This window comes from Rhodobacter viridis (assembly GCF_003217355.1).
GTDB classification, from domain to species: Bacteria; Pseudomonadota; Alphaproteobacteria; order Rhodobacterales; family Rhodobacteraceae; genus Rhodobacter; species Rhodobacter viridis.
This window is the reverse complement of the sequence record NZ_QJTK01000024.1, coordinates 1-22,731: the sequence shown is the minus strand read 5'-3', so window position 1 is coordinate 22,731 and position 22,731 is coordinate 1. Positions and strand designations below refer to the sequence as shown.

Annotated in this window: 27 protein-coding genes and 2 pseudogenes; 16 read left to right on the top strand and 13 right to left on the bottom strand. The window is 64.2% G+C overall.

The genetic code is table 11. The features are described 5' to 3' along the window. The first annotated feature begins 139 nt into the window (after window positions 1-139). The 6 genes from C8J30_RS17350 to C8J30_RS17325 all read left to right on the top strand — a co-directional run bounded on the left by C8J30_RS17350 (window position 140) and on the right by C8J30_RS17325 (window position 5,097). Entirely contained in the window at window positions 140-994 is an 855-nt protein-coding gene (locus tag C8J30_RS17350; protein ID WP_220033827.1) for a site-specific integrase, read from the top strand. A 124-nt stretch (window positions 995-1,118) separates the two neighbouring features. Then, window positions 1,119-2,285 (top strand): phage portal protein, encoded by a 1,167-nt coding sequence (locus C8J30_RS17345; RefSeq protein WP_245909912.1) that lies wholly within the window; start codon window positions 1,119-1,121, stop codon window positions 2,283-2,285. Beyond that, window positions 2,278-2,598, top strand: coding sequence for a gene transfer agent family protein (locus C8J30_RS17340; RefSeq protein WP_110807258.1), 321 nt, complete (start codon window positions 2,278-2,280; stop codon window positions 2,596-2,598). Before C8J30_RS17345 ends, C8J30_RS17340 begins: the two co-directional genes overlap by 8 nt. Continuing rightward, complete coding sequence (locus tag C8J30_RS17335) at window positions 2,595-4,106, top strand: phage major capsid protein (RefSeq protein ID WP_110807256.1); 1,512 nt, start codon at window positions 2,595-2,597, stop codon at window positions 4,104-4,106. Before C8J30_RS17340 ends, C8J30_RS17335 begins: the two co-directional genes overlap by 4 nt. Before the next feature lie 3 nt (window positions 4,107-4,109). Next, window positions 4,110-4,739, top strand: a complete 630-nt coding sequence (locus tag C8J30_RS17330) for a phage tail assembly chaperone (RefSeq protein ID WP_110807254.1) — start codon at window positions 4,110-4,112, stop codon at window positions 4,737-4,739. Window position 4,740: 1 nt separating this feature from the next. Further along, on the top strand, window positions 4,741-5,097 hold the full coding sequence (locus C8J30_RS17325; RefSeq protein ID WP_110807251.1) for an HNH endonuclease: 357 nt from the start codon (window positions 4,741-4,743) through the stop codon (window positions 5,095-5,097). Between the two features lie 6 nt (window positions 5,098-5,103). Here the strand turns inward: C8J30_RS17325 and C8J30_RS18425 are convergent, their stop codons facing one another. The 3 genes from C8J30_RS18425 to C8J30_RS17315 form a co-directional block, all read right to left on the bottom strand. Next, window positions 5,104-5,382, bottom strand: coding sequence for a hypothetical protein (locus C8J30_RS18425; protein WP_146227956.1), 279 nt, complete (start codon window positions 5,380-5,382; stop codon window positions 5,104-5,106). Window positions 5,383-5,614: 232 nt separating this feature from the next. Next, entirely contained in the window at window positions 5,615-6,241 is a 627-nt protein-coding gene (locus C8J30_RS18420) for a hypothetical protein (protein WP_220033826.1), read from the bottom strand. Continuing rightward, on the bottom strand, window positions 6,238-7,050 hold the full coding sequence (locus C8J30_RS17315) for a TIGR04255 family protein (protein ID WP_110807247.1): 813 nt from the start codon (window positions 7,048-7,050) through the stop codon (window positions 6,238-6,240). The genes C8J30_RS18420 and C8J30_RS17315 overlap by 4 nt, the downstream gene beginning before the upstream one ends. Window positions 7,051-7,320: 270 nt before the next feature. On the opposite strand from C8J30_RS17315, the gene C8J30_RS17310 reads away from it, so the two are divergent. From C8J30_RS17310 to C8J30_RS17290, 5 genes are read left to right on the top strand one after another with little or no spacing between them, the layout of a single operon-like run. Next, entirely contained in the window at window positions 7,321-7,605 is a 285-nt protein-coding gene (locus C8J30_RS17310) for a head-tail connector protein (protein WP_110807246.1), read from the top strand. Between the two features lies 1 nt (window position 7,606). Then, on the top strand, window positions 7,607-8,086 hold the full coding sequence (locus C8J30_RS17305) for an HK97 gp10 family phage protein (RefSeq protein ID WP_110807244.1): 480 nt from the start codon (window positions 7,607-7,609) through the stop codon (window positions 8,084-8,086). Next, complete coding sequence (locus tag C8J30_RS17300; RefSeq protein WP_110807242.1) at window positions 8,079-8,501, top strand: DUF3168 domain-containing protein; 423 nt, start codon at window positions 8,079-8,081, stop codon at window positions 8,499-8,501. The genes C8J30_RS17305 and C8J30_RS17300 overlap by 8 nt, the downstream gene beginning before the upstream one ends. Window positions 8,502-8,503: 2 nt before the next feature. Continuing rightward, on the top strand, window positions 8,504-8,815 hold the full coding sequence (locus tag C8J30_RS17295) for a phage head closure protein (RefSeq protein WP_110807240.1): 312 nt from the start codon (window positions 8,504-8,506) through the stop codon (window positions 8,813-8,815). Further along, window positions 8,812-9,207, top strand: coding sequence for a phage terminase small subunit P27 family (locus C8J30_RS17290; RefSeq protein ID WP_110807238.1), 396 nt, complete (start codon window positions 8,812-8,814; stop codon window positions 9,205-9,207). The genes C8J30_RS17295 and C8J30_RS17290 overlap by 4 nt, the downstream gene beginning before the upstream one ends. Before the next feature lie 10 nt (window positions 9,208-9,217). Here the strand turns inward: C8J30_RS17290 and C8J30_RS17285 are convergent, their stop codons facing one another. After that, the gene (locus C8J30_RS17285) at window positions 9,218-9,727 is read right to left on the bottom strand and encodes a hypothetical protein (RefSeq protein WP_110807228.1); all 510 of its coding nucleotides are present in this window, start codon (window positions 9,725-9,727) and stop codon (window positions 9,218-9,220) included. Between the two features lie 119 nt (window positions 9,728-9,846). Here C8J30_RS17285 and C8J30_RS17280 point away from each other — a divergent pair. After that, window positions 9,847-10,470: pseudogene (locus C8J30_RS17280) on the top strand (terminase large subunit domain-containing protein); the annotation flags it as partial. A gap of 323 nt (window positions 10,471-10,793) precedes the next feature. Here C8J30_RS17280 and C8J30_RS18770 read toward each other — a convergent pair. From C8J30_RS18770 to C8J30_RS17250, 7 genes are all read right to left on the bottom strand, one after another. Next, window positions 10,794-11,447: an SH3 domain-containing protein gene (locus C8J30_RS18770; protein ID WP_181420943.1), complete on the bottom strand. Its 654-nt coding sequence runs from the start codon at window positions 11,445-11,447 to the stop codon at window positions 10,794-10,796. Window positions 11,448-11,507: 60 nt separating this feature from the next. Then, window positions 11,508-11,993 carry a hypothetical protein gene (locus C8J30_RS17275; protein WP_110807226.1) on the bottom strand — a complete coding sequence of 162 codons (486 nt, stop codon included), beginning with the start codon at window positions 11,991-11,993 and terminating at the stop codon, window positions 11,508-11,510. Window positions 11,994-12,002: 9 nt separating this feature from the next. Beyond that, window positions 12,003-12,293 (bottom strand): hypothetical protein, encoded by a 291-nt coding sequence (locus C8J30_RS17270; protein WP_146227954.1) that lies wholly within the window; start codon window positions 12,291-12,293, stop codon window positions 12,003-12,005. Window positions 12,294-12,393: 100 nt separating this feature from the next. After that, window positions 12,394-14,331: an alpha/beta fold hydrolase gene (locus tag C8J30_RS17265; protein ID WP_110807222.1), complete on the bottom strand. Its 1,938-nt coding sequence runs from the start codon at window positions 14,329-14,331 to the stop codon at window positions 12,394-12,396. A gap of 15 nt (window positions 14,332-14,346) precedes the next feature. Further along, window positions 14,347-14,859, bottom strand: a complete 513-nt coding sequence (locus C8J30_RS17260) for a hypothetical protein (RefSeq protein WP_110807220.1) — start codon at window positions 14,857-14,859, stop codon at window positions 14,347-14,349. A 73-nt stretch (window positions 14,860-14,932) separates the two neighbouring features. Then, window positions 14,933-15,688, bottom strand: a complete 756-nt coding sequence (locus C8J30_RS17255) for a CPBP family intramembrane glutamic endopeptidase (protein WP_110807218.1) — start codon at window positions 15,686-15,688, stop codon at window positions 14,933-14,935. Next, window positions 15,685-17,658 (bottom strand): alpha/beta fold hydrolase, encoded by a 1,974-nt coding sequence (locus tag C8J30_RS17250; protein ID WP_181420942.1) that lies wholly within the window; start codon window positions 17,656-17,658, stop codon window positions 15,685-15,687. The genes C8J30_RS17255 and C8J30_RS17250 overlap by 4 nt, the downstream gene beginning before the upstream one ends. 341 nt (window positions 17,659-17,999) lie before the next feature. On the opposite strand from C8J30_RS17250, the gene C8J30_RS17245 reads away from it, so the two are divergent. The 4 genes from C8J30_RS17245 (at window position 18,000) to C8J30_RS18765 (ending at window position 18,986) form a co-directional block, all read left to right on the top strand. Continuing rightward, entirely contained in the window at window positions 18,000-18,206 is a 207-nt protein-coding gene (locus C8J30_RS17245; RefSeq protein WP_110807214.1) for a cold-shock protein, read from the top strand. A gap of 26 nt (window positions 18,207-18,232) precedes the next feature. Then, window positions 18,233-18,439 (top strand): hypothetical protein, encoded by a 207-nt coding sequence (locus C8J30_RS17240; protein WP_110807212.1) that lies wholly within the window; start codon window positions 18,233-18,235, stop codon window positions 18,437-18,439. Continuing rightward, a complete protein-coding gene (locus tag C8J30_RS18415; RefSeq protein WP_146227953.1) occupies window positions 18,436-18,690 on the top strand; it encodes a hypothetical protein in 255 nt (84 codons plus the stop codon). The genes C8J30_RS17240 and C8J30_RS18415 overlap by 4 nt, the downstream gene beginning before the upstream one ends. A gap of 119 nt (window positions 18,691-18,809) precedes the next feature. After that, window positions 18,810-18,986: a hypothetical protein gene (locus tag C8J30_RS18765; protein WP_181420941.1), complete on the top strand. Its 177-nt coding sequence runs from the start codon at window positions 18,810-18,812 to the stop codon at window positions 18,984-18,986. Between the two features lie 190 nt (window positions 18,987-19,176). On the opposite strand, the pseudogene C8J30_RS17235 reads toward C8J30_RS18765, so the two are convergent. Together C8J30_RS17235 and C8J30_RS17230 are read right to left on the bottom strand one after the other, a co-directional pair. Continuing rightward, a pseudogene (locus tag C8J30_RS17235) lies at window positions 19,177-19,570 on the bottom strand (IS66 family transposase); the annotation flags it as partial. A 308-nt stretch (window positions 19,571-19,878) separates the two neighbouring features. Then, window positions 19,879-22,626 (bottom strand): putative bifunctional diguanylate cyclase/phosphodiesterase, encoded by a 2,748-nt coding sequence (locus tag C8J30_RS17230; protein WP_110807211.1) that lies wholly within the window; start codon window positions 22,624-22,626, stop codon window positions 19,879-19,881. Between the last annotated feature and the right edge of the window lie 105 nt (window positions 22,627-22,731).

The following is a 22,731-nucleotide window of genomic DNA, read 5'->3' as shown; positions in this document are numbered from 1 at the left end:
AATGGGCGATCAGCTTCGCGCAACTGAACGGCTGCGCAGATCGCCCATTGCTCCGTCGGCGCAACCGCGCCAAATTCAGCAAAGGACTCTGGTTTCAGCCGGATGAACATCGGGGGTCACAGCAGCAGTGTTCCGGCACTTGCGCACGTTTCTGCGTCACGACGATGCGAGGCAGGTCACGAAGAAAGACTTGCTCGCATGGCGAGATCACCTGTTGGGCGTTGAAAAACTCTCGGCGAAGACTGTGAGCGACATCTATCTCTCGACGGTGCGGTCCGTTTTCGCTTGGGCGCATGAGAATGAACTCCTGCCCGAAAACGTGGCCGAGAAGGTTCGACAACCGAAGCCGAAGCGCGTGAACAGCCGGGAAACAGGATACACCGACGCCGAAGCGCTCGCTGTTCTGCGCGCATGCCGCGCCCATGTGCCGAAGCCCAATCAGTTTGGCTATGTGCGCGAAACCCCTCACATGACGGCGGCGAAGCTCTGGGCGCCCCTGCTCGCAGCCTTTTCGGGGGCACGCATTTCTGAGATCACTCAGCTTCGGAAAGAAGACATTCGCGAGGAAGGGGGGCGTTGGATCGCAAGGATTACCCCTGACGCTGGCACCGTCAAAGCCGGGGGCTACCGGGATATTCCGTTGCATCGACAGGTGATCGCTCTCGGCTTCATTGCGTTTGTTCAAGCTTCCGCGCCGGGGCCGCTTTTTCACGGCGCAACCGAACCCGGCCGTTTCGCAGATGCGGCTCAGAACATATCCGACGAACTCGGGAAGTGGCTGCACAGTCTGAAGCTGGTCCCGAAAGGTGTGCGCCCGAATTACGGGTGGCGGCATCGTCTGAAAACCCAAGCGCTTGAACTCGGTCTGACGATGCGCGTGATCGACGCCATGCAGGGGCATTCGGGCCGGACGGCAGGCGAGAACTACGGGGACGTGACAATTCTTGCGAAGGCGCGGGTCATTGATGCTCTGCCCGATTACGACCTCAAATAAAGATATAATATAACATTTTCCTTGCGGCTGGATTCAGGCATGTGGTATCTTGATACCCATACGAGTGTCCCTGTTTTCAGTTGCGATGTTTCAAAAGTTCCTTTCTGCATTTCAGAAAAAGGCGGTGGGCGTTTCGACGCCTGCCGCCCTTCCGCTGTTCGGACTTGCCCCGACACTGACGGGCAAGACCGTCACCACCGAAAGCGCGTTGCGTGTGCCTGCCGTCGCCTGTGCGGTGGCGCTGATCGCCGAGACGGTGGGCTCGCTGCCCGCGAAGCTCTTCGAGAAAGAGGGGCGCGCGAGCGTCACCGATCACGCGGCCTTTTCGCTGATCCATGACGAGGCAAACCCCTGGACCTCGGCCGAGGCGCTGCGGGTGCAACTTACCACCGATGCGCTGTTGCGCGGCCACGGCTTCGCCCTTGTCGTGCGCAATGCCACCGGCGACCCTGTCGAGCTGCATCGGCTCGAACCGCACATGGTTCAGGTCGAAACCGACGACTTCGGCGAACCGGCCTATCTGGTGCAGCTCGCCGATGGCCGCCACCGCTACCCCTTCACCGACATTCTGCATGTGAGCGCCTTCGGAGGTGCCTCGCCGATCACGCTTGGCCGCGAGGCGATCGGTCTTGCCCTCGCCTTTGAAGAACATATCGCCAAGCTCTTTGCGAACGGAGGCAAGCCCGGCGGCATCCTGAAGACCGAAAAGACCCTCGGCGACGAAGCCAAGGCGAAGCTTGCGACAAGCTGGACGGCGGCGCATGGCGCAGGCCGTTCGGGCGGCACCGCGATTCTTGACGAAGGCATGAGCTATGAAGCGGTGACGATGACGCTCGCCGACACGCAATTTGCCGAGAACCGTCTGGAACAGATCCGCGAGATTGCCCGTGCCTTCCGGGTGCCGCCGACGATGCTCTTCGAGCTGACGCGGGGCACCTGGAGCAATACCGAAGAGATGGCCCGGCAATTCCTGCAAGTGACGCTGAAGCCGTGGCTTGCGTCCTGGTCCTGGGCCTATGCGCGCTGCCTGCTTTCGCCCGAGGAACGCCGCCGCCTTTATGTCGAGTTCGTCACGGATGATCTGACCACCACCGACACCGCCGCCCGTGCCGCCGCCTATGGGCAGTATCGCAGCATGGGCGCGATGACCGCCAACGAGGTGCGGGCCGGTCTGAACCTGCCGCCGCGCGCCGATGGCGACACGCTGCAAAACCCCTACACCACCACCGGCGCCGCCCCTGCGGTTGATCCGGTGGCTGATCCTGCCCCCGAGGATGTCCCGCATGACTGACCGCATCACCCTGCGCGCCTTCTTTGGCGATGCCGAGCGCGCCTTCACCCTGACCGACCCGATGTTGACCGAGCTGGAGCGCCTGACCGGCCTTGGCACCGGCGCGCTCTATGCCCAGCTCGTCAACATGGCCTTCCCGGTGCAGGTGCTCGCGCAGGTGATCCGCCTTGGCCTGATCGGCGCGGGGATGCCCCCCGAGGAAGCCAAGCACCTTTGCGCCGCCTATGCCGAAAACCGCCCGCTGGCCGAGGTCTTCCCGCTCGCCTTCGCGATCATGGATGCGCGCTGGAGCGGTGTTGAGGTCAAGCCATGACCGACCGGCTCGAAATCAAGGCGCAGCTCGCCGTGACCGAGGCGGGCGAGATCACCGGGATTGCCTGGCCCTTCGGCTCTGCCGACCGCGTGGGCGACGTGATCGTGAAAGGCGCCTTCACCGCCCCCGCCGCCCTGCCGATGCTCTTTGCCCATGATCAGGCGCAGGTGATTGGCGTCTGGGACCGGATCACCGAGACCGAGGCCGGTCTGACGGTGAAGGGGCGCCTGTTGATCGACGACGTTGAACGCGCCCGCGAGGTGCGCGCGATGGTCAAGGCGGGCGCCGTCTCGGGCCTGTCGATCGGCTTTGTCACCAAGGATGCCAAGCGCGAAGGCCGGGGCCGCCGGATCACCGCGCTTGAGCTGCACGAAATCAGCATTGTTGCCGTCCCGGCGCATCCGGGCGCGCAGATCACCTCTTTGAAATCAACGCATTGCAATTCGGAGTTCACACAGATGGAACAAGAAGACACCCCGGCCCAAGCGCCGCAGATCGACACCAAAGCCTTTGACGAGATCAAGGCCCGCCTCGACAAGCTCGAAGCGAAGACGAACCGCCCGAGCCTGGCCGTGACCGGCGTGCAAAGCCCGATCATGGCCGCCGACGAGGTGAAGGGCTTCGTGCATTACCTGCGCACCGGCGACAAATCCGAGACGAAGAGCCTCGCCTATGGCGCCCCCTCGACCGGCGGCATCCTTGCCCCCGAAACCGTCTCGACCGCGATCATCGAAAAGATCGCCGAACAATCGCCGGTGCGCGGCCTTGCCTCGGTCATTTCCATGAGCGGGCCGCTGCTGCAACTGCCCCGGCTGGTGAACGAGGTGCAGCCCGCCCATGTGACCGAGACCGCTGCGCGCCCGGAATCCGAGCCGACCTTCGAACAGATCGACCTCAAGCCGCATGAGATGGCGGTGATCGTGCCGGTGACGCGTGTGCTGCTCGAAGATGCGCAGGTCGATCTGAACGGCTATCTGAGCGCCCATATCGCCCGCCGCTTCGGCCAGCTTGAAGCGCAATGGTTCGTCAAGGGGAACGGCACCACCGCCGCCGAGGGGGTGCTGACCTCGACCGAGGTGCAGGAACTTGACGCGCCGACCCTGTCCCCGGCCCAGCTGCTGGACCTCTTCTATGCGGTGAAGACGCCCTATGCACAGAATGGCGCGTGGCTGATGAACCGCAAGACGATGGCGAGCATCCGCAAGCTGGCCGACCTCGACGGGCAACTTCTGTGGCAAAGCGGGCTGGCCGCAAGTCAGCCGTCGCTGTTGCTCGGCCGCCCGGTCTATGAGGCGCCCGACATGGACGATGCGACCGCGGGCAAGACGCCGATCGTCTTCGGGGACTTCGCCGAGGGTTACACGATCGCCGACCATACCGGCTTCAGCGTCATGCGCGACGATTACACCGGCGCGGCGAACGGCATCGTCAAGCTGCACGCCCGCCGCCGTGTCGGTGGCCGGGTGACGCTGGGCGAGGCGCTGGTGAAGCTCAAGCTCGCTGCCTGAACCATGACCCCGCTTGCGCGCAGCGAAGAGGTGACTTTGCATCACGGGGGTTGGGCCGTGGTGCTGCGCCCCTCGCTGCGCGCGGCGATGACGCTTGAACGCCTGCACGATGGCTGGCCGGGTCTTCTCCTTGGGCTCGGGCAGTTCCGCTTGCAGACCGTTCAGGCGATCATCCGGGCTTCGGCGGTTGATCGCAACGCCGCCGAGGCCCTTCTGGCCTCTTTCGCTGCCGCCCCCATTGCGGTGGTGAAAGAGGCCGTCACCGCGCCCCTGAGTGCGCTTCTGACCCTCTTCCTTGCCCCGATGACCGAGACGGCCGAGACCACCGCCCCGGCACAGTCGAAGCCCTGGGCGGACGCCTATGCCGAGCTTTACCGCTTCGGCACGGGCTGGCTTGGCTGGAGCCCGGCCGAGACCTGGGCCGCAACACCGACCGAGATCGCGCAGGCGCTCGACGGCAAGCTTGCGCATCTGATCGCGCTGAACGGTGGCGAGGGCAACGCCGGTCCCAGCGGTCCCGCCGGTCCCGGCCCCGACACCTACACCCCCGCGCGGCTGCGCGAGATCGAAGAGCTGGGCTTCGACCCGGCCTTTGACCGCGAGGGCCTGCGCCGTCTGAAAGCGATGACCTGACATGCCCCGCCCGCCCCATATCTGCGCCTGTGGCCGCCTTGTGCCGCATGGCGAGCGCTGCACTTGCCAGAAAGACGCCGACCGCGCCCGCAAGCGCCGCCACGATGCGAAACGCCCCTCGGCCCGCGAACGCGGTTACACGACCGATTGGGAGAAAGAGCGCGCGGCCTTCCTTGAAGCGCACCCGTGCTGTGCGATCTGCGGGGCGGTGGCGACCGTGGTCGATCACATCACCCCGCACAAGGGGAACAAGGCGCTCTTCTGGGACCGCTACAACTGGCAAGCCCTTTGCAAGCCCTGCCATGACCGGGTGAAACAACGGGAGGAGAGACAAGCTCCTGCGATAAACGTGCCATGAGGCTCGTCAGTCATCTTTGTGCTTAATATCAGCCATAGGCACAAAATTTTCCTTCATGATTTCCCAAAGCGCATCTCGAAAACCAAGCAAATCTTCGTCATTATATTCGTCAACAGCCTTAATTATCGCGTGAGCTTGATTTTCCGGGACCAGATCAGAGGCCGGACTGGCGTCTTCGTGAACGCAAAGAGCACCCCTCCCGCTATCATCCAAAATTTCACCTATCTTTGAAACTGCAGCCACAATCACTCCAGCTGGGACGTTATCGCCCTTAGGAATAGTCAAGGATATTCTTCTTGCGATTTCCTCGAACTCCTCCTGCTTCAAAAGTCCCAACCGAAAGACAGACAATCCTTCCCTGAGGTGTTTAAATGGCAAAACGCTAGGCTTAGGCCCATTATTCCCGAAGTGTTTGGGGCTAGATACTAATCTACCGACTTCCTCGGAAGCGCTTACTGGCCCAAATATCGAAGCCATTTTGGGAACATGTTTACAATTAGCACTCAAAAGAGCACCACTAGAGAGAGGCTATAGCTGAAAGCAGTTCGCTCGGGATGCTTCGCATATCGAACTCAACCGCATCTTTAGTCTTTATAGGGCCATTTCGAAAAAAATAAGTCATCCTACTTTCAATAAAGCTAACAGTCCCTGAACCTTTTGGGGTTCGCCAATACCACTCAGCATCACCATCTGCAGTTGCTCCAGCTTCAGGCGCTGGGAGAGTGCCAGGCAATGCAGCCAAGAAAGCCAACGCGGAGCCTATAGTCGAACGTGTCGGAGCCAAGCTTCCAATCCCGTCCCAGCCGTCTTCCAGCTCGTAAAAAGAGCTCATCTCCTTGCATGCATCAGAGAAACGCTGCGGTGCAAAAAGGTAGGAAGACATGATGTGCGCGCTGTCCCGTGGGTTGAGCGCGGCCATTGTCGGAGACGGCAGTGAACAAAGGGTTACCAATGAGGCCGCAGCCGCTGTAAGAAGCGCAGTTCCGCCAAAGCCTGCAACCGGGCAATCACCCAAGACAGCTTTGGAAGCAAGACGACTTAGCGAGTGGTCAGTTTTGGACTCCGGCTCTAGATCCACATAGATCGAGCGAGAAGAAGGATAGTCGTATGTCGCAGCACAAAATGCCCCATCCATCCAGATCACCCCAAGTTTATTTTCTTGATCATAGCTTGCGATAGAAACTTCTTCAATATCGATTTATTGCTCTCGTGCAACTTATCAAAAACAATGCAGGCATCCCCCAAGGAGCCATCACCATTCAAAACGCGAATCCCATTTTCAAGTCTGAGCGCAAGCGTAGAGTCCATTCTAACTTCAATCGTCGGCTCATTAACTGCATCAAAGTGGATTCGATTTAGCAACGCACCCGCATCAAGGTTATTCCATTTCTCAAACCAACCTTGATACAAATGCCAAGCACTGCCTCCGCCAAGCAATCTGCGCGGAACATACTCGCCATCGACATTCAGCAACTCTGAAACGTCGTATTGATCTTTGCCACCATGCCAACCAAAAACGTCAATAGTTTGATATATAATTTCTCGCGCGATCAGCGGCGCCTGAGAGCCGCCAACAGAGGCCACTACTGAAAGCGATTTACTCAATACATCCTGAGCAAGAGGCCAAATATCAGCCCAGCGCGTATACGTTAAACAATTAAAAAAAACGGTGTTGTTTTCAAACGACAACCGCAGGGCGATAGTTCCATCCGGCTTAACGCGATCGAATATCACACCTGATGCCGGGACGAATTGCGGTATTAGGATTCCCGTCGGGCCAAACGTTACCTGATGCTGCTGAACATCATTCGATCTTGGCAAATGCTCCTTCCAGACGTCATGATTTTGCTTTAACGCCAGAAACTGCTCCGGCGCCCAATGCTTTTCAAATACAAAACCAAAAACCGCCTCGACTAGCGAGTGGTTGTCTGCTCGCGGAACAAACAATTTCACATCCTCCGACCCATCCCCACACCTGACCTTGCTGGTGCGAGTCTGCTAAGGATTGATATGGCGTCTATTTCGTCTCGTGACAAGTAAGGCAGTCCGCGAAGCAACAACTTGCGCGCACGGGGGCGCACCTCCCAACTTCCACCCTTGGCCCGGACCGGCGGGGGGAGGTCCGCGCAGGATGGGCGCTAAATAACTTTTTCGCAGACTCTTCAAACCGTTGACAGGGTGTGTTACATTATTACACACACCTTCTTTGACGAGTTTTCGAGTATGCCTTCCGTTACCGTGCCCGAGCTGAAAGCCCAGCTCAACCTCGACCATGACCTCGACGATGCGCTTTTGTCGCACCAGATCGAGGCCGCCGAAGCCCATGTCGCAAGCTTCATCGGTTCACCTCTGACCGACCCCCTTCCGGCCGCGATCCGGCAAGCGGTGCTGATGCTCGCCGCTTACTGGTATGAGACCCGCGAGACCGCGCAGGCCGGGGGTGCGCCCTATGCCGTGCCGTTCGGGGTGCATGACCTCTTGCAACCGCACCGGGTCTGGGTGGTCTGACATGGCCGAGCTTGACCTGAACGCCCAAGCCGCCCGGCTGGCACGGCGCCTTGAAGCGATTCCTGCGACCGTTCTGGAAGCCCTGCGCCCCGCCGTGGTGCAGGCGGCCGAAGACCTCGCCGCCACCGCCCGCAGCCTTGCCCCCGAGGCCGAGGGTGATCTGAAAGCCTCTATCGTCGTGACCCCGCCCGGCGCCGAGACCCCGGCTTATGCCGAAGGCGGTGGCCGTCGCACCGCGGGCGCCAATCAGGCGCTTGTCACCGTGGGCAATCCCGAACAGCGCCACGGCCACCTTGTCGAGTTCGGCACGAAGCCGCATGTGAACGCCGGGCAGTTCGCGGGCACGCATCACCCCGGCACCGCGGCGCAACCCTTCCTTCTGCCCGCTGCGCGTCTGACAGAGGATCGCGCCCGGCGTCGGATTGCCCGCGCCGTCGGGCAAGCCGTGCGCAAGGCCGCGCAAGGGGGGGATCATGCTTGACCCGGCCCTTGCCTTTCAAACCGCCGTGCGGGCGGCGCTGATCGACGCGCCCGAGGTGCTGGCCCATCTGCAACCCGCGAACATTCGCGCAGGCAGCATCCGCCCCGAGCGCCTGCCTTCGGTGGTGCTGGGCGATGCCCGCACCGAGTTCCTGGGCTGCGCGGCCGGTTCGCAACGTCTCGCGCGGGTGTTCCTGACGCTGCATATCTGGGCGCAGGAAGACGGTGCCGACACCGCGCGCCAGATCGGGGCGGCGATCTATGGCGCGCTGGAGTTCGGACCGAAGGACACGGCGGAAATCAGCCTCGACGACTGGGCGCAACCGCGCATGGTCTGGCTGCGCGATCCGCAACCCGAGCTGACGCTGACACATGGCGCGATGGCGCTTGAGGCCGTTGTCCGGTGGCGGGTGTGACGATGCAGGCCGGAAAGCTTCAAAACCGCATCGCCCTGCAACGGCTGACCGAGACAGTCGCGACTTCGGGCGCCGTCACGACCACCTGGGCGACCTATGCGCAAGGCCGGGCCGAGCTGCGTCAGGCGGGCGTGTCCGAGTTCCTGACCGCCGCGACCGAGGCCACCACGAAGAACGCGGTGTTCCTTCTGCGCTGGGTGCCGGGCGTGTCGGTGGCCGATCGCATCCTTCACGATGGCACGGCATGGAACATCGTCGCCATTGCCGAGATCGGGCGCAGGCGCGGCCTTGAGCTGCGGGCGGTGGTCGCATGAGCGCCGTCACCCTTCGCGGGGTGAAGCCCGCGCTCAAGCCCGATGCCGAGGCGCTGACGAAGGTGCCGCCCGCGCCCGCCTATCTCTCGTTGCACGCGAAGGCGGAATGGAAGCGCATCTTTCCGCAACTGATCGCGCGCCGGATCGTCACCCGTGCCGATCTGGCGGGCGTCGAAGCCTATTGTTCGGCCGTGGGCATCTGTCGGCAGATCGAAGCCGATCGCACGGCGGCAGGCGGGGTGATCGACAAGACCGCCTTCGGTATCTGGAACCGCGCTGCCCAGACCGCCCGGCAACTCGCCTCGGAATATGGTCTCACGCCGACCTCACGCGCCCGGATCATTTCCGGTGATCCGAGCGCATTAGACGAGGATGACCCACTTGCCGTTTAATCCTAAGAGGTCAGCGCATACGCTTGCGCAGCTCCGCTCGAGCACTTGGCGAAAGCAGCTTCGAAATACCATCAATCAACTCGACCACCTTAAGTTCCAAGTGATTTTCGTCACTGCTTTCCGGTTCGGTCGCTATGAGGCTAATCCGCGTTTTGCTATTCTTCTTTTTGCCAAACTTGCCCAAAAACTGAGCCAGCTTAGCATGGAGTTCGCGGCCGGTCGGTGTGTTGTCTGGCTCCTCCTCAAACCAATTTTGCAAGAGCGCCTCAGTGTCACGCCCGTTCATCTGCGCTTCAAACTGACTGTAGGTATTGGCCGCCAGGTCAACGTAGCCAATGAACTTGGACGGTGCGAAGATCCACTCTCCATCTGGCCGCTTAATAGCATACCATGCCCGGAATTGAGAAAGACGATGCAGCAGCTTTTGCGCTTCGTCTTGAAAATTCTCGATATTCTTAACGGCGGTGTGCGCGTCATTGATAAGTATGGGGTTTGCAGCAGTCACAACTATTCCCTTCATGATATCAAATCTCCTAGTGTCCCTTCAGTGTGCATTATTCGAGATGTTCATAGTGTGTATGTAGTTCATACATATCGCGAGCACAACGATTCGTTCGAGTGTTTTGGAGTTGGTCAAAAATGACGAGCCAAAGCACCTATCCGACCTGGGTCTTTGACGGCTCGCCGATCGACGACCCGCTGGGCGCGGGCGAGCGGGCGGTGCAGTTCTTGCGACGCCTGCGCCACCCGGCCAGCACCGCGCCGAAGCGCGCCTTTCAGCTTGCGCCCTGGCAAGAGCGGATCGTTCGGCGCATCTATGGCCCGCGCGATGCACAGGGCGCCCGCGTCGTGAAGATGGTCTTCCTGATGATCCCGCGCGGCAACCGCAAGACCTCGCTCGCCGCCGCGCTCGCGCTGTTGCACTTGCTTGGCCCGGAACGGGTGCCCGCCGGGCAGATCATCTTTGCCGCCTCGGATCGCGAACAGGCGGGCATCGGCTTTCGCGAAGCGGCCGAGATCATCCGGCAAGACCGGCGCCTTGAGGCCGTGACCCGGCTTTATGACGCCCATAACGCACCGAAGGCGATCAAGAGCACCCGCGACGGCTCGGCGCTGAAGGCGGTGTCCTCGGATGGGCGCGCGCAGCACGGCACGACGCCCACCTTCGTTCTCTCTGACGAGATTCACGTCTGGCAGGGGCGCGAGCTTTGGGAAGCGCTGCAATCGAGCATGGCGAAGCGCGCGGGCGGGCTGACCGTCATTGCCACCACCGCAGGCCGGGGCAACGAAGGTCTGGCCGCCGAGCTTTACGCCTCTGCGCGCGGTGTGGCGCTTGGGCAGATCGTGAACCCCGAGTTCCTGCCGATCCTCTTCGAGCCCGAGCCGGGCGCGGATCGGGAAGACGAAGCGCTCTGGCATCGGGTGAACCCCGGTCTGGCGCATGGCTTTGCCGCCTCCGGCAAACCCGCCGCGGTTCAAACCGAGAGTGCACCGCAGCGAGAGGCGCGCGCAGTCCATTCCGGCCCCCTGTGCAAAGTGCAGCGCAAGGTTTCCGCCGCCGACGGGCCACCAATACGCCTGCGCTCTCAGCCGCCGTCGATCACAGCCCGGGGGACTTCGAACCGTTCGGGCCCGATGCGGATGAGGAAGAGATCGTCTTCCATCGTGAACGCGGGGCGGCCCTCGCCGTCGGTGAAAACCGGCTTGCCCGCTTCGAACAGGATGGTGCGTTGCCCGCCCGCAGGCAGCGCGACCCAAAGACTTGCGCCCCCCGGCCCGGTGCGGATCACGCCGAAAGCGCAGGTGCCGCTTGGCTGTCCGCGATGCGTCGTGCAAGCCAGCGTGCCGAAGGCGGTGAAGGGCTCGCCATTGCCTGCGGGCAGGCCCGGGGGCGCTGTCAGCAGGGGCGGTTCGGGCAGGCTGTCATCGAGACCCGGCGGCGCGGATTCGCGCAAAAAGCGGCCTTCGACCCAGCCCGGGCCGGATGGCGTATCGACCAGGCACCACCGCGCCCCCGCCGCCATCGCACAGCCCTTGTTGCGCACCACCTCGCCCGGCGCAAGTTTCCCAAGCGCGCGGGCACGGGCCGAGGCCTCGGCGCGCAGAGCGAGTGTCTCGCCCGCCTCAAGCCCGGTCACCGCCCAGAAATCCGGCCCGCCCGACAGACCATCGGCAAAATCGGCCAGCGCCGGGGAGGCAACCAGCGCCGCCAGCAGCGGCCCTGCCCAGATCCGTCGCATCCTGCGCTCCTTCATGCCGACAGGATCCCCGCGCCCGGAGGCCGGGTCGGGGTCCAAGGATCACGGCTTCGCCCAGATCGTGTCATCCTGCCCGCGTTCTTCCTCGGCGGCGGCGCAATAGGCGGCGCTGTCCGTCGCCGCCCCGGCCAGATCGCCCCCGATCAGCATCCCCATCGTCAGCATCACCACCGACTGATAGCGGATCTGCGCCTTTTCCTCGAGCGCATCGAATTCTTTCGCCGTCGGATAGACCCCGGCCAGGATGAGGCTGTATTTCGTCGGATCAAGATTGAAGGCATCGCATTGCATCACCACCGCCTTTTGATGCGCGATCACCTTGAGCTGGTCGAATTTCGCCGTATCGAGTGTGCCCGCGACGATCTTTTCCGCCTGCGCGCTGATCGCGCCGTCGATGGTGACCGAGGCGGGCACCTGCGTCTGGGCGGCGGGCGTTGCGGTTTCGGGCGAGGTGGCGGTTTCGGCCAGCGCAAGCGGCGCCGAAAGACCAAGCATCAGCGCGACGGGGATCAGGACTTGGGGGTTCATCGTTTTACCTCAATGAAAGATTTCGCGGGTGGCCGAGGCGGAATAATGCCCCTTCACATAGCATTGGCGGGCGTTGACGTAGCACATCCAGCCCTGCCGCCCCGGCGGAAAGAAGATCGTGTCGTGGGCGTAATCGAAGCGCTGCGACTTGCGGGCGTTCTTGGCGGCGGCCCCGGCGATCAGCGCGCCAAGGATCGCCCCGGCCACGACCGCATCGGATTTGTCGTCGGCGCGCACCGGTTGTGCGGATACGGGCATCAATGCCAAGGCGGCCGCGAGGAGGACGGAGAGAACACGCATGAAAAGTTCCTCTGGTCTGAAACGGGATCCCGACACGGGATGGTTCAGCCTCCTCCTCAAGCGCGGGTCTGGCTATACGATATGCGAAACGCGGCCCTCGCTATTTCGGCAGCACAAAGGCCGGGTGCAGATCGGCCAGACAGCGGGCATCGGGGGGCGTTTCGGGGCGCTCGACAAAGGCCAGACCGATATCCTTGGCGCAATCGGAAAAGATCACCGCGCCGTGGCCCGCCTCGGGCACCGCCAACGCGGTGGCGTGGCTCAGCGTTTCGGCGGCGTGGCGGGCATCGGCCGAGGAGGTCTGGGTGTCGTTCAGCCCGTAAAGGACAAGCGTGGGAATGTCGCTGTGGACGGGTTCCAGAAAGCCCGCGCGCGGCGCCGGCGTGAACATCGGGCAGATCTCGTAGGCGCTGGTGTCGGCCTTGGCCGAGGCCATCAGCCATGGCCATTTCAGCGTCGCATTATAGGCGTCGAACCCGGCCCGGCTGTTGAAGGGGAAATCCTCCTGACAGGCGATCACCATCAGATCAAGCAGGAACACGATGCTGGAATAGGCGGTCCGCGCCTCGCTCGACACCGCCGCATGGGCGGCGCGGATGTCGGCCTCGTTCATCAGATCAAGAAGGGCGAGGATCGGGGCCTGATCGGCGGCGGGCAGGTGATCGCGCACAAGCGTGCCAAAGGCGTCGCGGCTGGGGGGCCGGGTGGCGAGCGCCGCATAGGCGCGCACAAAGTCCAGCATCGCCTCGCGCGAGCCGGTGGCGATGATCGCGCGGGTCATCTCGGCGTCAAGGCGTTTGGCCAGATCGGTGCCACCGGCGGCGGTGCGGGCGAGCGAATCCGACAGCGCCGAGAGCGCGCCGTCCCGCGCCAGATCGGTGGTCTTGGCGGCGCTGGCCTGTTCGAGCAGCAGCGCGGCGAGGGCCTTTTGCTCGGGCGTCAGCCGCGCGGAATAGGGGGCGAGGCGCTCGGCGGTGCTGGGGGGCTTCACCGTGCCGCCCGAGGCCAGCAGATCCCAGGTCGTTGTCTCGCCCCGGTCGAGTTCAGTCAGGATCAGCGGCAGATGCGCGGTGATGCCCGGCGTGGCACGCGAGCCGTTGCGGCTGTCCAGAAGATCCGCGAGGGCCTTGATGTCGATCGCCGCCCGCCCCCGCGCCGCCGGGATCGGGGTCTTTTGCAACTTCGCCGCCACCCGGTCGAGCGTCGCGGGCAGGTCCGGATAGGCCTTGGCGCAGGCGGCGTCAGTTGCACATTGATCGAGCATCGCCTGCAACGATTCCTGCAGCGGTTTGACGTTTTCATCATAGCCGCGCACATCGGGCGGAAACACGCTGTCGATCACCACCGACCGCGTCCCCTCGGGCGCGGAGCGCATCACCTCAAGCGCCAGCTGCGTGCCGTAGGAAATGCCGTAAAGGTTCCAATCCGCATAGCCGAGGCCCCGCATCAGCGCCTGCGTGTCATGGGCGTTCTGGGTGGTGTTGTATTGCGTGATGTCGGTGCCCTTGGCCTTCAGCTCGGCCAGACAATCGGCCACAAGCGCGGGCATCTCCGGGTCTTGCCCGCTTTTGCCCGGCGCCATCAGCGACACGATATTGGCGCCAAGCGTGTCGAAACAGGTCACCATGTCCGAGGAAATCCCGGCCGCGCGCTGATCGAAGGTCACCACGTCGCGCCGCGCCCGGTGACGATCAAAGATCGGCACGACGATTGACCACAGATCCTTGACCGCCCCGCCCCCCGGCCCGCCGTGCAGATAGACAAGCGGATCGGGCGCGGGCGACAGCGAGCGCGCCTTGAGCACGGCGAAGGCGAGCGAGATCCGCTTGCCCTCGGGCTTTGCATGGTTTTCCGGCACCGAGACATGGCCGCAGATCACCGTCTTGCCCTCGACCTCGCCCGCAGGCAGCGGCCGCGGACAGGCGTCAAGCGTGACCGGATAGCGCGGATCGGCCCCGGGCAGCGGCAGGTTTGGTGCCGCTTGCGGGGCGGCGCTCAGCAGCGCCATGACGGTGGCGATGATCTGATCGGGTGTCATGGCGCGGCCCTTTCCTCAGTTCAGCTCGACCCAGTCGCTGGTCTCGTGCCCATCACCGGGCACGGTGCAGGCGACGCGGCGTTTCGAGGCGCTTTCGCGCAGGATGATCTCGAAGAAACCGGGTTTGAGCGCGCTGACGGTTTCGATTGTGGCGGGCACGCCGATCATCTCGAGGCATTTGTCGAGCGCCGCGCGGGGGGCACCGCCCACATCCGCCGCCGCTGCCGCCTCGGCCACGCCGTCGATGGTCAGCCCGGTCATCTTGCGGTGTTTGTCAAAGGTGCAGCTGAACATCCGCACCGCGCCGCCGTCGCTCTGGCCGTTGACGGTGTATTTGCCCCGGCTGCGCTCGACCGGAAGCGTCATCAGATTGCCCGGCCGGGTGCCGAGTTTCTCCGCCGCTGCTCCAAGGCAGATCTTGGCCAGTTGCGGTTCGGCCACGATCTCGGCCAGCGTGACGCTGGGCGCAAGGGCCAGCGTCGCGACACAAAGCGCGAGCGCCGAACGGGTCAGGGGGGGAAATGTCATCGGAACCTCCGTCAGGGTTGGATGGGGAGCGGCCGCGCAGGGCAAGGGGGGGCGGGGCAAGGCGGTCTGACCATCAGTCAAACCCCCGCATCCCGGCCCGGCCCTTCGGGCGCAGCAGGAAAACCGCAATCAGCGCGAAGGGAGCCGCAAGTCCCGTCGCCATCCAAGCCGAGGGGGCAGCCTCCCCCGGGGCAGGGGCTGCCCCGTAAGCCACGAGAAAGGTGGCAAAATCCCAAAGCCCATGCAGCACGATCCCGGTCCAGAGCGATCCCGTGCGCAGCCGTACCGCCATCAGGAACAGCCCCGAGAGGCACGCCGCCGTTGCCTGCGCCACCGCGCCCATCATGTCGCCGGTCAGACTGACGTTGAGGAGATGCATGGCGCCAAAAAGTGCGGTCGAGCCCAGCACGGCGGGCCAGAACCCCAGCCGGGTGTAAACCCCCTGCGCAACGATGCCGCGCAGCATCACCTCTTCGGAAAAGCCCACAAGCGCGGTGTTGAGCGCCAGAAACGCCAGAACCGGGCCGGGGGGCAGCCCCTTGGCCAGCGCGGCCAGCAGCAGAAGGGCCACGAACAAAAGCCACGGCCAGACGATCTTGAGGCTGCTCTGCGCGGGCCAATGGCGCAGCCCCACCGCCCGCGCCCAGCCAAAGCGCCACAGCACCGCAACCAGAAACAGGCTCGCGGCCCCAAGCGCGGGGCTGATACCGTGCCCCACCAGATCGAAGAGGTCGATCTCGGCCCCCGATTTGCCCGCCCACATCAGGCCGATCGTGATCGCCTGCCAGACGAGATAGACTGCAAGTGCGGAAATCGGGGAAAGGATCATTTCGAGAAACTCCCGTCAGGCAAAAGGAAGGCGGGCGCCAGCGTGGCGGCGCAGCGGGTGTCGAGCGGGGCGTTCGGGTCTTCAAGGAAGGCCACGCCCAGATCGCGGGCGCATTGCGAAAAGGCGAGCGTGCCATGGCCGCTTTCAGGCAGCACGACAAGCCGCCCCTTCGGCAGCGAGGCGACCATCTCCGCCCCCCAGCTTGGCGCGGTCTGGGTGTCCATCGTGCCTTGCAGCACCAGCGTCGGAATCGCGGCGGTGACCGGATCGTGAAACCCCTTGCGCGGATGGGGCGTGAAGGCGGCGCAGGGTTTGTAAAACCCCTCGGTCACGATCCCCTCGAAAGCCGTGGTCAGACTGGCGGGCCAACCGAAGTCGCGCTGCAGCCGCGCGCTGACCGCCGCCGCCCCGGCCGGGGAATTGATGTCCATATCCTCCTGACAGGCGAACATCTGGGTCTGAAAACCGCTCAGCAACACCCGGTCGAGCGCGCGGTTGTCGGCGCCGATCCGGGCAAAGACCTGCGCCAGCTGCGCGGGCGAAAGCCCCTCGGCCAAGGCCCGCAGCCGCGCCACCTCGGGCGCGGGGAAATGCGTATCGATCAGCGCCAGAAGCGGGGAAAGCGCGGGGTCGCCCTTGCGCAGGCGCAGATACGCGGCGCCGAAGGCCACCTTGGCCTGCGCATCGGGCAGCGCCTGCGCGGCCGCTGTCAGTGCCGCCTCGAAGGCCTCGACGGGCCCCGTGTGCAGCTCTTCTGCACGGCGGGTGGTTTCAAGCGCGGTGAGCGCCTCGGTCAGATTGGCATCGGACAGCACCTGCATCTGCGCGATGCGCAGCGCCGCGCGGGCAAGGGCTGTCGCCTCTCCCCCCTGCCCCGTCAGCCCGGCCAAGGCGCTCTCGGGCGTCGGATGCAGCGCGATGTGCCCCTCTTGCACGGCCATCAGCGTCTTCGTCTCGCCCCGCTCCAACTCGGCCACGATTTGCGGCACATAGCCGGTCAGCCCCTGCAGCTGCGCCTTGTAATCGTTGCGGCCGTCAACGAGCGTGAAGAGCACATCTTGCGTCACCGGCCCTGCGGGCGCGGCGACGGGATCGGTTTCAAGCCGCGCCATCAGCGCCCAGAACCGGGCGCGCAGATCGGGATAGGCGGCGGCACAGCGGGGATCGGCACTGCAGGCGTCAAAGATATTCTGGATCGCCTCGGCATGGGGCAGCGCCAGCGTATCGTAGATCGGTTCCTGCACCGGGGCGACACTGTCAAGCACCACCGCCCGCAGCCCCTCGGGCGCGGTGCGCATCACCTCCTGCGCCAGTTTCGTGCCATAGGAAATGCCATAGGCGTTGTAGACCGGATAGCCCAGCGTATGCATCACCGCCGCCACGTCGCGGGCGTTCTGCGCGGTGTTGATCTGCGCGATATCCGCACCCGAGGCGGCGATTTCCGCAAGGCAGGCGCGGGTCAGGCGGTCCTGCAACCCCGGCACAGCGGCCCCTTTCGCGGCCTCGGCCAGCCCTTTCGGGTCAGAGGCCAAGGTGTCCCAGCACCGCGACGCCGCCCCCGCCGAGGTATCGACGCCGCGCTGGTCAAAGGCCACCACATCGCGCCTTGCCCGGATCTGCTCGAACATCGTCGCGGTCAGCGCCACCCGTTCGACGATCCCCGAGCCGGGGCCGCCATGCAGATGCACCACCGCATCTGGCGCCGGCACCAGCGAGCGCGACTTGAAGATCATGAAACTCAAGGCCAACCGCCGCCCTTCGGGGTGATCGTGATCTTCGGGCACATCGACGCTGCCGCAAGCGACCGTCTTGCCCTCGATCTCGAAGGGCGCAAGCGGGCGCGGACAGGCGGCGGCGTGAACGGGATAGCGTGGATCGGCCCCCCCGGCCGCGATCAGCGGAAACAACGGATCGGTGGCGGGCGGGCCGGTCAGGGCAAGGACAAGGGCAACGATCTGGTCCGGGCTCATGCGCCCTCCTTGCGCTTCGCCGCATCCCCGCGGCCCGACCATGCTGGGGCGATTTCGGCGCGGCGGCTATCCGGAAAGCGAAGGCTGGCGATTGGCGACCGATATGAGGACATCGGTGGCACGCAACTTCCGGCTGCATCCTGGCGCCGTGACTTCGCAAGCGATTGTTTTGAAAACCACGAAAGACTCGTTGCAAAATCTGCAAAACCCGCTATGAAGGCGGCAGCGAAGTTTTTCTCGACCGCACCCTGTCTCCTTCATCGGCTTCAGTCTGCTCTCTCGTCTGACCAAGCCGAGCTGCCGCATTCTGTGGGCAGCATTCCCCTGAAGGAGTAAACACGATGGCCAATGGCACCGTGAAGTTTTTCAACCAGAACAAAGGCTTCGGCTTCATCGAGCCGGAAGGCGGCGCGCAGGACGTGTTCGTTCACGTCTCGGCGGTCGAACGCGCCGGCATCGCGCGCCTGGCCGATGGCGCCAAGGTGACTTTCGAGGTCGAGTCCGGCCGCGATGGCCGCAAGTCGGCTTGCAATCTGGCGCTGGCCTGAGCCTGACCGATCGCGGACGACAGCGGATGTCGCGCCTGCGCACCAATCCATCTCCCGGCCTGTTCCGGGAGATCCCCCTTGCACCGCAGACGCCGCATGACAAGACGGCCGCTGCTGCAAAGCTGATCATCGAGACGGAAGCGACGAAGCGCGCCGATCGCAGCGCCGCCCTCAAGGCGGCACGGCTGGCCCGCGACGCGCTGGCAAAGCCCGCAAAGCAGCCCGCGCGATGATCCCCCTGGCCGAGCCCGACACCCGGGCCGGCGGAAAGAGTCAAATGACGACCCACAGAACCGCCCTGGGCACCTCGCCCAAGGCCCGTTTCCCGCATGCGCGCCCAGCACAGACCGGTCTTGGCTGGCGGGAGTTCTTCGAGCGCCTGGGCCAAGGCACATTGCCGCAAGGACCGCGCCGCCAAAACCGTCCGGCGCTGGACCCGATCCGGTCCTTCAACGGGCATGCAACGCAATCCGAGTTCCGGTGACAACGTAACGGCTGAAGGAGGGCGGCAAGTGCTGTCCCTCTTCGCCGAGCGCATCACCGGGAGGGAAGCGGCGCGGTCCTCACCGCCGCTTCCGCCCTTTCACCGCAAGGAGCGACGCCATGGGCTATTCGACCCCGAAGAAACAGCTCGATCTGAAGGAATTTCTGGCGCAACCGGCCTCGAAGCCGAGCTTTCGCAACGGACTATCGTTCCGCAAACCGGGGGGGCGTGGCGCTGGCAGCACGGTGCCCAAGGCGGTGACGCCGACCAAGTCCGACGCGCCGGAAGGCGTTTGAACTTCGGGACGCGTGATCACTGGGCGATCTCAATACGCCATACCCCGCGTCCCGCAGGCCCGGCCGGAAAGCCCTGCAAAGCCCGCCCGCTCAAACGATGTCAGCTTGGGAACCGTCGAGTTGGGTTGGGGGCGATGCCATCGACATTGATATTTTTCTTGCCGGCGTCGGCGGAGCGAGCGGACGGGTGCGCGTTGCGGCGGTTCATCGCCGGGCTGCGGATGGCGTTCTCGGCCAGGTTCGAGTCCATGTCGACCCGGCCATCGTCGGGGATGGCAGGGGACCGTGGCGCCGCGTAAGCCCCGGACACCGGAAGCCATCCTCGCGCTTGAGCATGTAGATCATCGCCTTGCCGAGGTCGGTTTTGCTCGAGACCCGTTTGGCCCGGGCCGCGAGCCAGAGGAAGAACGCGTCACCAACGGGCGGGAGAGGTCCTGCCGCATCGCCCGGCGTCGGTCGGGCGCGGCGCCCCGAATGGCATTCTCGATCTTGTAAAGCGCGGCGATGCGCAAAAGCGCCTCGTCGACGATGGGCGAGCCTGTCTTCGGCTTGGCCTTGATCAGCTTGCTCCGACCGTGCGCCCACCCCCGTGTCCGCGGGATCACATCGATCCGGCCACCAAGACCGTCGCCTCCATCCGCCCTCACGGCCTCCTTCTGAAACTACAGAAGGAAAATCGCCGTTCAGGCGCCCGGCTGGAACCGACGAACTCAATGGGGCGGCGACGGCCCATACTCGAAAAGCGCCCGCAGGAAGGACCATTCGGCCGTCGCTGCCGCGCGCGAAAAGGCTGACGGCCGAGTATCTTGGAAGCGGCGCCTCGTCCGGATTGTTGGTCGGTCGCACGGGTTCCATGTGGCTGGGACTTGGCGCTGCGCCTCTTCGGTGCGTTTCAGGCGCTTTGAACTTTCGCCGATGCCAGATGCTGGCACATGAAGACGTCAAGATCGACGCCCTTGCCGAAGAGATACCCCTGACCCAGCGCGCAGCCGTGGCGGGAAAGCCAATCGCGTTGCGCCTCGGTCTCGATCCCTTCGGCCAAGACGCACAGCCCCAGCGCTTGTCCCATCGCCAGGATCGCGCGGACGATTTCATCCGAAGGGTCTTCCACCGCCTCGAGCCGCTGCACGAAACTGCGATCGATCTTGAGCTCGCTCAGACGCAGTTTGTGCAGGTAGCTGAGCGAAGAATAGCCGGTGCCGAAATCGTCGGCCGAGAGCTCGAAGCCCCGGCCGTGCAGCAGGTCCAGAACTTCACGCGCGGGGCTCGTCAGATCGACGAGCGCCCCTTCCGTCAACTCGAACCGCACATCAACTGCCGTAAGCTTCGCCCGATCCAGATGCGCGAGCAGTTCAACGCCAAAGCCCATCTCCTGCAGGCTTTCCGGCGACAGGTTGATCGAGATGCGCAGCGCGTGGCCCGCGGCGCGCAGCCGCGCCTTGGCCGCGCCAACCCTGTCCACCACCAGAAGATCGAGCGCCCGCAGCAGGCCGGTACGCGCGGCCACGGGCAGGAACACCGCCGGACCAATACCCTGCAAATCGGGATCGGTGCTGCGCAAGAGCGCCTCGGCGCCGACAATCCGATCGCCCGCTTGCAGATCGACCAGCGGCATCAGCACGATCTCGAAGGCGCGGGCCTTGAGCGCGCGTTGCAGGATCTGCGCGATCCGCGCCTCCTCGGTCTCGCGCTCGCGCAGCGCGGCGGTGAAGCGCACGATCTGGTTGCGCCCGCGCGCCTTCGCCTCATACATCGCCAGATCGGCATTCAGCCACAGCTCCTCGCACGAGGTCGCATCCTCGGGATAGACGCTGAGCCCCATGCTGACGGTGACATGCACGACAAAGCCGCCAAGGTCGAAGGGCGGCTCGAAGACCGAGGCCAGAAGGGCCAGCACGTCGCGTGTATCCTCGCCGGGGGCACAGGGGTGCAGGAAGGTGAATTCGTCGCCTGCGACGCGCGCCAGAACCTGCGGCCCCTGCCGGATGTCCTCCAGCCGTTCCGCCACCTTGCAGATCAACAGGTCGCCCGCATGATGGCCGAAGCGGTCGTTGACCTGCTTGAAGTTGTCGAGATCGAGAAACACATTCAGCAAATGCCCGTTGGTCCGTTTCGCGCTGGCGATCGCGGCGGCCAGCGCATCCTCGAACAACTCCCGGTTCGGCAGCCCGGTCACCGGGTCATGCAGCGCGGCTTGGGTGGCCTCGGCGGCCGCGTCGCGCAACAGATCCTCGTTGGCCAGTTGCGCGGTGATGTCGGTGATCGTGGACACCACCTGAATCCGGCCATCGGGCATTCGCATCGGCGCGGCGGTGATCGAGATCGACCGGGTCCGGCCATCGTGCCTGCGGATCGAGACGCGGCGGTCGCGCACCGTGGCTTGCGATGCGATCACGCGATAGGCGGGGAAATTCTCGGGTGCGAGCGGCGTGCCATCGAGTTCCGTGACCGCCCAATGCTCATTCACCAGCGGCAGCCCGATCAGCTTTTCGGGCGGCAGGCCAAGGATCGCGGTCGCCTCCTTGTTGGCGAAATAGATCCGCCCCTTGTCGTTCAGCGCGATGATGCCAGAGACCGAGGTTTCCACCAGCCGTTTGAGGAAATCGCTCTCCATCTGCAGTTTCTCGGCCAGCTCCTTGCGGTCGGAAATGTCGATATGCACGCCAGAAAGCACACTCGGCGTGCCATCGGCGGCATAATCGACGGGGCGGCAGCGGCTCAGGATCCAGACCCAGTGGCCATCCTTGTGGCGCAAACGGATTTCGTCGGCATAGGTGTGATCTCCGGTGATCGCCCGTGCCGCGACGCTCGCGCGCAGCTTTGCGGCATCTTCGGGGTGAACGAGATCGAAGAACCGCGCCTCGGTCATCGGGCTCAGCTCGTCGAGACGATAGCCCAGCATCTCGGCATAGCGGTCGTTGATCTGGTTCTTGCCAGTGGCGACATCAAGCCGCCATGTCCCCAGCCCGGCGCCGAAGATCACCTCGGCCAGATCCTGCGACACTTCCTGCTGTCGGGTCAGATCGAAGGCCACGCCGACCATCGGCGCCTCGGCCGTGCCCGCGCCGCTGCGGCTGTCGGGCACCAGCTTGATCCAGCGATGGCTCCTGTCGGGCATGTCGAAGCGCACAAGGCTTTCCGTCTCGTCGGGGCGATAGGCCCCTGAGCCCTCGAACTGGCGCCGAAAGGCGGGCAGATCGGCCGGATGCAGGTGGCGGGCGATTTCTTCAAGCCCGAGCCATCGCCCCTCGGGCAATCCAAGCTGCCGGGCAAGGCCGCCCGTCATCTGCCATTCCATCGTGTCCGCTTCGGGCGCCCCGTCCCTGGACCTGTGGCGGGCCTGCCAGACCAACCCGCCCGCGGCCGTCAAGGCCAGCAACAACTGGTCTTCCGCCTTGATCGCCACCTCGGCCGCGCGCGAAAGCCGCGCCCAGGCCCAGCGCATCAGCCCCCACAGGCCGAGCGCGGTGAACAGGATGAAGCACCAGCCCTTGGCGGTCTGGAACTGGTGATAGTGCGCGTAATCACCGGCGAGGCCGGTCAGAATCCGGTCGCTGAACAGGATATAGGCGGCACCGAATATGCCGTAGCACAGCGCGAAAACGAACGGGCTGAGGGTCAAGCTGCGTCTGGCGTCCATCGGCCCCTCATGGCCTGCTGCCGGTTTCGTGGACAGCTGGTTAAGCTAGCATAGCGCGGGCCTCGAACTCCATGGGGCTGAGATAGCCCAGTTTCGAATGCCGTC